Source organism: Thermogemmatispora sp., from assembly GCF_019683635.1.
Lineage (GTDB): Bacteria > Chloroflexota > Ktedonobacteria > Ktedonobacterales > Ktedonobacteraceae > Thermogemmatispora.
This window is the reverse complement of the sequence record NZ_JADGIA010000311.1, coordinates 1-3791: the sequence shown is the minus strand read 5'-3', so window position 1 is coordinate 3791 and position 3791 is coordinate 1. Positions and strand designations below refer to the sequence as shown.

At 63.5% G+C, this 3791-nt stretch carries 3 protein-coding genes; all 3 read right to left on the bottom strand.

From position 1 onward, the window contains the following. Nucleotides 1-296: 296 nt before the first annotated feature. Nucleotides 297-1499, bottom strand: a complete 1203-nt coding sequence (locus IRZ31_RS20615) for a histone deacetylase (RefSeq protein WP_297157436.1) — start codon at nt 1497-1499, stop codon at nt 297-299. Nucleotides 1500-1763: 264 nt separating this feature from the next. Continuing rightward, nucleotides 1764-2639: a succinate--CoA ligase subunit alpha gene (gene sucD, locus IRZ31_RS20610; RefSeq protein WP_112433435.1), complete on the bottom strand. Its 876-nt coding sequence runs from the start codon at nt 2637-2639 to the stop codon at nt 1764-1766. Continuing rightward, a partial coding sequence (gene sucC / locus IRZ31_RS20605; protein WP_297157431.1) for an ADP-forming succinate--CoA ligase subunit beta occupies nt 2636-3791 on the bottom strand: 1156 nt, incomplete at its 5' end. The genes sucD and sucC, both read right to left, overlap by 4 nt.

Below are 3791 nucleotides of genomic sequence, written 5' to 3'. Positions count from 1 at the left end.
CGGAACTGGGGAAGCATCCCGGAGTGGGTCGTTGGCCTGCCAGCAACGGAGCGGCGTCCTCGCCTTGTCCTTCGGCTCAACCGCTTGGGCTGGTCAGAGACAGGCTTGCAAGATTCCCTGCAAGCCCCCGGCTTGAGCCGTGGGGTCTCTGACTTGACCGGTAACAGTTCACCTTGGGGGCCTTTCTTGCTTCCTGTTTCCTTCCTACTATTGACGGCCTTCTCTTTGAGAACACGCATAAGGTGGTGAAACGGAGGCAGCCCAGCCCAGTCGGGCGAGGCCAGCGTCTGGCGCTGTCAGGGGCTGCCATCCGTTCCCTTGCCGTTGCTGCTGGCGGGGTCGCTGCTGGGGGTCTCGGCCTCCGGTCCCTTGACCTCGCGTCGCAGCTTCGCGATATCTGGACGCGGGGCATTGCGCATACGATAGCCCGTCAGCTTGTGGATGCGCCGTAGCTCGGCAATGAGCACGTCCGTATTGATGCGAAAAGACCTCTCGGGTGGTGGGCCAAGGCTATCGACAGCGGCGTCGTCGCCCAGCAGCAGATTGATGCTGGTGGCGACGCAGGCTGCGTTAGCCTGCAAATCGTAGCCACCCTCCTGAATCATGATCAGTCGACCGTCGCAGAGATCTTTCGCCAGCTTGATAATGATCATGATCAGCTGGGCGAAGCCGGCGGTCGAGAGATACATATTGGCCAGCGGATCTTTCCAGTGGGCGTCGAAGCCCGCCGATACCAGAATCAGCTGCGGCTGAAAGCGGTCAGCGGCGGGTGCCATCACCTGGCGAAAGACCGGCTCGTAGGTCTCGAAACCGGTTGTGGCCGGCAGCGGCACATTGATCGTTGTGCCCAGGCCCTCCCCCTCGCCGCGCTCGTCCGAGCGTCCCGTGCCGGGATAGAACGGGGCCTGATGGGTTGAGAAGTAAAGGACGCGCGGATCACGATAAAAGATGTTTTGAGTTCCATTTCCGTGATGGACATCGAAATCGATGATCATCACTCGTTCGAGGCCGTAGCGTTCGATGGCATAGCGGGCGGCGATGGCCACGTTATTGAAGAGGCAGAAGCCCAGGGCCTCGTCGTACTCGGCGTGATGGCCGGGTGGGCGGACCAGGCAGTAGGCGTTATCGATCTCGCCTTTGAGCAGAGCGTCGATGGCAGTTAGCCCGGCGCCGGCGGCCTTAGCTGCGGCCTCATAGGAGCGACCGGAGATGAAGGTCTCTGGCGCAAAGAAATGGGAGACCCGTCCTCCGGCGGCGGCTTCGCTGGCGGCGCGCTCTGCCGCGGCGCGCACGGCGCGGATATAGAAGCGATCGTGGGCCAGGGCCAGCTCGTCCTCGCTGGCCTCGCGTGGCGAAAGCAGAACCAGGCCCTCGCGCTGGAGCCAGCCGAGGGCCTCCAGCACGGCCATGGCCCGCTGCAGACGTTCGGGACGCTCAGGGTGCCGTCGTGGCGTAATATGCTCTAAAAAGATCGGGTCGTAGACGAGTGCTGTTGTCATCTCTCCTCTTCGCCAGGCGGGGACTAGCCCCGGCTCCCTCCCTCCCTCTGGGTGAGGGGACTGTTAGGGAACCGGAGCCACTCCTCGCATCAGCGCCTTTGTCTCTGGGCTTGGCTTCTTCTGGATGGACCGCTCATAGCGCAGGCAGGGCCGCCAAGCGTAGGCTGGGATAGGTGCGGTGTTATTTACGGACCCTGGGCTGGTTAGGCGCGATCCATCCAGTTCCCCTATACAATGGCAGAGCCTGGCCCAGCCGGGGCGAGACTAGACCTGTCTGGCCAGGGCCGCCTTGACCAGGTCGGGGATATCGAAGATGGTCTCGGCCACTGGCACGCCGGCGGCCTGCAGAGCGGCCACCTTTCCCTGAGCGGTCCCCGTATTGCCCGAGATAATGGCGCCCGCGTGGCCCATACGCTTGCCCGGCGGAGCGGTACGACCCGAGATAAAGGCCACCACCGGTTTCTTCATCGTCTTGATAAACTCGGCGGCATCCTCCTCATCGCTGCCCCCGATCTCGCCGCAGAGCACCACGGCCTGTGTTTGCGGGTCCTGCTCGAACAGCTTCAGGTGATCGACGAAGGTCGAGCCGATGATCGGATCGCCGCCGATGCCGATGCAGGTTGACTGGCCGATGCCGGCCTCTGTGAGCAGCGCAACGACCTCGTAGGTCAGTGTTCCTGAACGCGAAATGAAGCCGACGGGGCCGGGGGTAAAGATCTGATAGGGCATGATCCCGATTTTCCCCTGGCCGGGAGTACACAGGCCGGGACAATTCGGGCCGATGAGGGTTGCCCCATGCTCGCGCACCACCAGCATGGCGCGGGCTGTGTCCAGTACTGGAATAAACTCCGTGATGCAGACGATCAGCTTGATGCCGGCGCTGGCGGCCTCCATGATGGCATCGGCGGCCCCGGCGGGCGGGACAAAGATACAGCTGGCGTTGGCGTCGGTGGCCGCCTTCGCCTCGGCCACCGTATCGAAGACCGGCAGGCCGCAAGCGCTCTGGCCGCCCTTGCCGGGCGTCACGCCGGCCACCACCTTCGTGCCTGCCTCCAGCATGCGAGTCGTGTGATAGCTCCCCTCGCGCCCGGTAATGCCCTGGACAATCACACGGGTATGCTCATCGAGTAGAATGCTCATGCCTGCTGTCCCTTCTCCTTTGCCTGGATGGCGGCGACGATCTTCTGCGCCGCATCGCGCATATCTTTGCCCCAATCGAGGCCTGCATCCTTGAGCATGGCGCGGCCCTCCTCGGCACCGGTGCCCGAGAGGCGCACCACAATCGGCAGGCCGGCGGGCAGCTGTTGCTGGGCCATGATGACCCCCCTGGCCACCTCCTCGCCGCGCGTGATGCCGCCGAAGATATTGACCAGGATGCCCTTAACGTCGGGATCGCGTGCAACGAAGGTCAGGGCCTTGGCCATCACTTCGGCGCGGGCCCCACCGCCGATATCGAGGAAGTTGGCGGGCTTGCCACCGCAGGCGGCGACCATGTCCAGGGTGGTCATGACCAGGCCCGCCCCATTGCCGATGATGCCCACGTTGCCGTTGAGCTTGACATAGGTCAGGCCCTCCTTGTGGGCCTCGAATTCCAGCGGATTGGCCTCCTCTGGCTCCTCCCAGGCAGCGTAGTCGCGATGGCGGTAGAGCGCATTATCGTCGAGCACAATCTTGGCATCGGCGGCCTGCACCTGACCATCGCCGGTCAGGACCAGCGGATTGATCTCGGCCAGGTTGGCATCGCTCTCAATGAAGGCCTGCGCTAGCGCCGTCAGGATCGCTCCGCCGCGGGCGATGACCGCCGAGGGAAAACCGGCACGCGCCAGAATGTTGCGCGCCTCAAAGGGGCGCAGCCCCCAACGCAGGTCGATGGCCTGCTTGATAATCTTCTCGGGAGTAGTGGCGGCGACCTCCTCGATATCGACGCCGCCGGCGGTCGAGACCATCACGACCGGGGCCTGAGTCTTGCGGTCCAGGACGATGCCAAGATAGTATTCCTCTTGAATCTCCAGCTTGGAGACCACCAGCACTTTCTGGACCGTCAGCCCCTTAATATTCATGCCCAGGACCCGGGCGGCGGCGGCGCGCGCCTCTTCGGGCGTATTGCCAAACTGAATGCCTCCTGCCTTGCCGCGTCCGCCGACATAGACCTGAGCCTTGATGACCACTGGTCCGCCAAGGTCGCGGGCAATCGCTTCCGCTTCTTCTGGCGTATAGGCTACGCGCCCCGGCTGGATGGGGATGCCGTAGCGCGCCAGGATCTCTTTGGCCTGATACTCGTGGATCTTCAAA

Bases quoted from the DNA above. Each gene is read 5' to 3' on its own strand.
- IRZ31_RS20615 (WP_297157436.1), bottom strand. From the start codon at position 1,499: ATGACAACAGCACTCGTCTACGACCCGATCTTTTTAGAGCATATTACG.
- sucD (WP_112433435.1), bottom strand. From the start codon at position 2,639: ATGAGCATTCTACTCGATGAGCATACCCGTGTGATTGTCCAGGGCATT.